Here is a 5,518-nt window from a genome sequence, read left to right on the forward strand (position 1 = left end):
GCGGCCTTTCCCGGTGTTGGCGGCATCGTGCCTTTCAGGAAGGGTCTATTTGGTCTGGTCGTCGGTGCTGGCGCCCGGCGTATTCTTCTTGATCGATTCGATCGCGCTCATGGCGGATGCCTTTTGCGCATAACCTTCCGACGCAAACATGCTCTCGCCGTTCGGCGCCTTGAACCGGAAACGAAACTCGCCGGCCTTGTCCTTGTAGACTTCGAACTTGTAAGCCATGATTTTCTCCCCTTGGCTGGACGATCAAGACACGGGGTCAATCGTCCGTCGCCAACGGCGCCGAGTCAATCATGCAACGGTGCCCGCCCCCAGGGTGAGGTAACGGCGAGCGGTGCCGTGCGAACTTCCGCCCGCCTAGGCGGCGTTGCGCAGGCCGGCGAGGAAGCTGTCGACGCTGTCGAACAGCGCGGTGGCCTGCTGGTTGAGTTCGCCTGACGCGACCAGCACGTTGTTGGCGAGGATGCGCGACTGGTCGGCGGCCTGGCTGGCGCCCGCCACGTTGAGCGAGACTTCACTGGTGCCGGCGGCGGCCTGCTGCACGCTGCGGGCGATTTCGCGCGTCGCCGAATCCTGTTCCTCGACGGCGGCGGCGATGGTGGTCGCGATGCCGCTGATCTCCCGGATGGTGTCGCTGATGCCGCCGATCGCGGTGACGCAATCGCCGGTGGCGGACTGGATCGCGGTCACCTGGCCGGCGATTTCCTCGGTGGCCTTCGCGGTCTGGCTGGCCAGTTCCTTGACCTCGGAGGCGACCACGGCAAAGCCACGGCCGGCGTCGCCCGCGCGCGCCGCCTCGATCGTCGCATTCAAGGCCAGCAAATTGGTCTGGCTGGCGATGGCGCCGATCAGGCGAAGCACGTCGCCGATCTTTTCGCCGGCCGCCGAGAGGCTTCCGACCATTTCGGTGGTTTGTCCGGCCTTCAGCACGGCGTCGTCGGCGACGCTGCTGGAATGCGTGACCTGGCGGCCGATCTCGGCCACGGAGGAGGCGAGCTCCTCGGTGGCGGCGGCGACGGTGTTGACGCTGGCGGAAGCTTCCTCGGACGCGGCAGCCGCGGCGGTGGCCCGTTCCGAGGTGCCGTTCACGCTGGCCGTGATCTCGCCGGCGACCCGCTGCATGTCCTTGGTCGCGCGTGCGACCGCGCTGACGACGCTCTTGACGTCGGCCTCGAAACGGTCGGCCATCTGGCGCTGCAATGCCTTCTTTTCCTCTTCCGCCTGTTGTTTGGCGGCCTCCTGCGCCGCGCGCATGGTGCCGGCTTCCAGCATGCTGCGGCGGAACACGTCGACCGCCACCGCCATGGTGCCGAGTTCGTCCTTGCGCTCGCCGCCGGGGATGGTCACTTCGGTATCGCCGCTGGAAAGACGGTTCATGACCGCGGTGATCGCGGTCAGCGGCCGCGACAGGCCGCGGCCGAGCAGGAATGCCAGCAGCACGGCGCCCGCCAGGATGGCGATGGTGCCGAGAACCAGGTTGCGCTGCGAACTTGCCGCCGCTGCCTCGTATGCGGTGGTGTCCTTGACGACTTCCAGCACCGCGACCGGCTGGCCGGCAAAATTCTTGATCTGGCCGAGATAGAGCGCGGAAGCATTGTCGTTGAGGGTGGCATCGCGGCGAATCATGGCACCGTCGTAAACCCGCTTCAGTTCTTCCGGGGTGGCCACGACAGCATCGCCGAAGGTCGAGGACAGTTTCTTGAAGGTCTTGCCGTCGAACCAGTGCACGGCAAGGTCGACGCCGAAGCGCTGCTTGGCGCGATCGACGAATTCCTTGCCGAAGGTGGCGCCGACGTCGACGGTTGCGAGGCTCTTGCCGTCGCGGACGATAGGCGTGTTGGCAAACAAGCCGAGCGTATCGCGTCCGGCTTCCACGCCGACGATCTGCTTTCCGGTCTTGTTCGCCTCTACCACGGCGTGACGGCGCGCCGAGACGTCGTCGCCAAACGCCTTGGGATCATGGAGTCGCAGGAACAGAGTTGCCGGCGGCAGCATCAAGTTGAGCAAGGGCAGGCCCTGCGCCTTCAGCGCGGTCTGCGCATTGCCAAGCAATGCCAGCAGCGCATTGCGATCGTTCTTGGCGACGGCGTCGGCGACCCCGGGCAGCGCGGCAATGACCGAACTGACCGCGAGCGCCGCGCGTCCCTCGTAGTCGATCGCGGCGATGACGCTGTCATATTGCAGCTTGAGCTGCTGATCGAGCGCAAGCCGCGTCAATGCGCGTTGCTGCAAAATCGAGAAGGTGCCGAGGATGGCGCAGGCTGCCGCGACGGTCAGCGAAATGGCCAGGATCAGGCGGGCCGCGATCGATCGAAGTTTGAACATGGGAATTGCCGAAGCTCCGCAAGAGGAAGATTCGGAAGTTCCCAGAAACTGCTTAACAAACTGAAGTGATCCGTAATACTACGGGCGCGCCGTCGGCTCGGCCTTGAGCTTGCCCGACAGGATCACCTTGCCGACATCTTCCTACTGGCTGTCGCGGCCCTGCAGCTGCTGCGCGATGGTGTGAATGTCGCGGAAGCGGCGCTCGAACGGGTTGGCGCTGAACACGGCAGTGGCGCCCGCCATGTGATAGGCGACATCGACCACTGCGGTGGACTGATGGATGGTCCAGGTCGAGGCCAGCCGAAGTGCACAGCGATGGGCTTCGGTGAAGGCATCGCCGCGTACCAGATCGCGCCACACCTCGGCGGCGGTGGCAAAGAGATAGGCGCGCGCGGAGCGCAACTGGGCTTCGGTGCGTCCGATCAGGCCCTGCACCGCATTGTTCTCGCGCATCGCCGACAGCCCCTGCGGCTGCTTGGCGCGCGACAGTTCGATGGCGGCATCCAGCGTGGCGCGGGCGACGCCGAGCGAGGTGGCGCCAAAGCCCATGCTGTAGACCATTTGCGTGGGGATCCGGTAGAGCGGGCCGTGCTCGCGCAACGCACTGGGGTCGTCGCGCAGCGCGGTGAACTGCTCGGGAATGAACAGGTCCTCGACCGAATAGGAATCGGTGCCGGTGCCGTTGAGGCCGATCACGTCCCAGACGTCGTACATCGTGGCGCTGGCGATCGGGAACAGGATGGTGCGGATCTCGGGCAAGCCGTCGGGTTTTTTGCGCGGGGACCCGTCGGCCTCGACGATGCGGACATGGGCGCCGAGCCAGCTCGCCTGCCGCGAGCCGCTGGCGAAATCCCAGCGCGCGCTGGCCTTGTAGCCGCCGGGGACGACCTGCACCGTATGGTTGATCGCGCCCCAGGCCAGGATGCCGGGCGCGGTGTTGAAAATCTCGCGGGCCGGTCCGGGGTCGAGATAGGCCGAGATCATGGCGCAGACGCCGCACTGGCCGAGGCACCATGCGGTCGAGGCATCGGCCTTGGCGATCTCCTCCTGCATCTGCATGAAGATCTCGAGCGGCGCCTCGGTTCCGCCGAGGCTTTTCGGCAGCAGCGCGCGGTAAAGCCCGTTCTCCAGCAGCGCGGACACCACCGGCTGGGTGAGGCGCCGCGTCCGCTCGATCTCGTCGGCCTCGCGCGTGATCAACGGTTGCAGGGCCCGCGCCCGCTCGACCAGATCGAAACCGGCAGCCTTGTTCATGGTAGTTCCTCGCCCCTCGTTCCGCCGCTTGCCAGGCTTCTTGTCGGGTGGCGGCGCAATGGTGGTCCATCTGCCGCCGCCGATCAAGTGAGGCAACCGGTTTACGCCGCCGCGGGCCCGAGGCGGAGCGCGGGTTGCGACGGCCGCCGCGGCGAGGGGAAACTCAGCGCCACCGCGACCGCCGCGATCCCGATGCCGAACGAGCCGACATAGAGCCAGAAATAGCCCTGGAAGGTATCGAACACCCAGCCGCCGGCCCATGGCCCGAGCGCCATACCGAGGCTGGCGAACGCCGACACCGCGCCGAACACCGTGCCCATGATGCGCGCGCCGAAAAATTCCCGCACCAGCACGGCGTAGAGCGGCATCACCCCGCCATAGGCGAGGCCGAACACGACGGAGAGCGCGTAGAATTCGCCGAGCTGGCCGACCGCGAGATAGGTCGCCACGCACAGCGCCTGCACCAGCAGGCCGGCAACCAGCACCGGCTTGGCCCCGATGCGGTCCGCCATCACGCCGAGCGCGAGGCGGCCGCCGAGGCCCGAGAACCCGGCGAGGCTGTAGACGGTGACCGCGGTCAGCGGCGCGATGCCGCAGACCATCGCATAGCTCACCATGTGGAAGATCGGACCCGAATGCGCCGCGCAGCAGGCGAAATGCGCCAGCGCCAGCGTGATGAATTGCGGCGTGCGCAACGCCTGCGCCACGCTCCACTCCACGGCCGGCGCCTCCGCGCCGGCAGCGCCGGAAGACGCGGCGGGCTCCGGCGCCTGCCGCACCAGGAACGAGGCCGGGATCAACAGCGCCGAGGCGGCGATGCCGATCACCAGCATCGCGGTTCGCCAGTCATAGGTCGTGATCAGCCAGCTCGCGAACGGCGCCACCGTCAGCGGCGCCACGCCCATGCCGGCCGACACCAGCGACACCGCGAGGCTGCGCTGATGTTCGATCCAGGCGCTGGCGATCGCCATCATCGGCGCATAGAACGCGCCGGCGGCAACCCCGATCAGGATGCCGAACAGCAATTGAAACTGCCACAGGCTGGTGGCCATGCTCGCCGTGATCAAACCAAGACCGAGCAGCACGGAGCCGGCCAGCACCACGATGCGGGTGCCGTAGCGGTCCGACAGCGCGCCCCAGAAAAACGCCGCGACCCCCATGCAGAGAAAATTCAGCGTCGACGCCGCCGAGACGCCTGCGCGCGACCACCCCATCGCCTCCGACATCGGCTGCAGGAACACCGCCAGCGACAGCATCGAGCCGAAGCCCACGCAAGTCATCAGCGCACCGGCGCCGACGACGACCCAGCCATAGTTGAACCCGGCAGGCTTGCTCATGCGTTTCCTCGCATTTCTTGGTGGTTATGAGTGAGCAAGCGCGATGGTGGCGCATCCGGTGGCCGAGGGCAAGGCGGGGACGGAGATAGGTGTCATTCCGGGGCGCGCGTCAGCGCGAACCCGCAAGGGCGCTGCCCGACGCGCTCCTCATTATGAGGCATGGGTGTAACGTCACACATCACTTCCAGCTGTCCCAGTCGTAAACCGCCTCGATCCAGTCGTTGATGATTTCGTCTTCCGGATGCTGCGCCATCAGCGCCGCCTCACGGCGGATTTCCGCGAGCACCTTTGGATCGCGCAAATCCGGCACCCAATGCTGCACCAGCCGCAGCCCTTGCGCTCGCAAGCGCTTGTGGTGCAACGACCTGCTACGCCGCCGCGTTGATCCGCGCTTTATCCGGCGAGCCGGCTTTTTTCCAGTCTCCCGGCGCCAGAACCTTGCTGGCGGAGAGGACCTCAATGCCGACAATGTGTCCCTCGGCATCGACATCGTAGTTGAACGGCCCGGTCTCTTCGGTCCGGTCGACCTTGCCGCGCCCGACGGTGATGTACACCGCGTCAGCTTCGGCATCGTAGGTTATGTTGGTCATGGCTTT

General features: G+C 66.4%; 6 protein-coding genes. All 6 read right to left on the reverse strand.

The annotated features are described in order from the left end of the window. Window positions 1-45: 45 nt before the first annotated feature. A complete protein-coding gene (locus tag Q8N40_RS23105) occupies window positions 46-228 on the reverse strand; it encodes a YegP family protein (protein ID WP_305318806.1) in 183 nt (60 codons plus the stop codon). 135 nt (window positions 229-363) lie between these two features. Beyond that, a complete protein-coding gene (locus Q8N40_RS23110; protein WP_305713446.1) occupies window positions 364-2,331 on the reverse strand; it encodes a methyl-accepting chemotaxis protein in 1,968 nt (655 codons plus the stop codon). Window positions 2,332-2,472: 141 nt separating this feature from the next. Further along, window positions 2,473-3,585, reverse strand: coding sequence for an acyl-CoA dehydrogenase family protein (locus Q8N40_RS23115; protein WP_305713447.1), 1,113 nt, complete (start codon window positions 3,583-3,585; stop codon window positions 2,473-2,475). Window positions 3,586-3,686: 101 nt separating this feature from the next. Further along, on the reverse strand, window positions 3,687-4,922 hold the full coding sequence (locus Q8N40_RS23120) for an MFS transporter (protein WP_305713448.1): 1,236 nt from the start codon (window positions 4,920-4,922) through the stop codon (window positions 3,687-3,689). Window positions 4,923-5,100: 178 nt separating this feature from the next. Continuing rightward, the gene (locus tag Q8N40_RS23125) at window positions 5,101-5,268 is read right to left on the reverse strand and encodes an antitoxin MazE family protein (RefSeq protein WP_305713449.1); all 168 of its coding nucleotides are present in this window, start codon (window positions 5,266-5,268) and stop codon (window positions 5,101-5,103) included. Window positions 5,269-5,290: 22 nt separating this feature from the next. Then, window positions 5,291-5,518 (reverse strand): DUF2283 domain-containing protein (locus Q8N40_RS23130; protein ID WP_305713450.1); only part of this gene is annotated, 228 nt, incomplete at its 5' end.

The organism is Bradyrhizobium sp., assembly GCF_030693485.1.
Taxonomy (GTDB): domain Bacteria; phylum Pseudomonadota; class Alphaproteobacteria; order Rhizobiales; family Xanthobacteraceae; genus Bradyrhizobium.

Coding starts and splice junctions, on each gene's coding strand:
- Q8N40_RS23105 (WP_305318806.1), bottom strand. CDS start 228: ATGGCTTACAAGTTCGAAGTCTACAAGGACAAGGCCGGCGAGTTTCGT.
- Q8N40_RS23110 (WP_305713446.1), bottom strand. CDS start 2,331: ATGTTCAAACTTCGATCGATCGCGGCCCGCCTGATCCTGGCCATTTCG.
- Q8N40_RS23115 (WP_305713447.1), bottom strand. CDS start 3,585: ATGAACAAGGCTGCCGGTTTCGATCTGGTCGAGCGGGCGCGGGCCCTG.
- Q8N40_RS23120 (WP_305713448.1), bottom strand. CDS start 4,922: ATGAGCAAGCCTGCCGGGTTCAACTATGGCTGGGTCGTCGTCGGCGCC.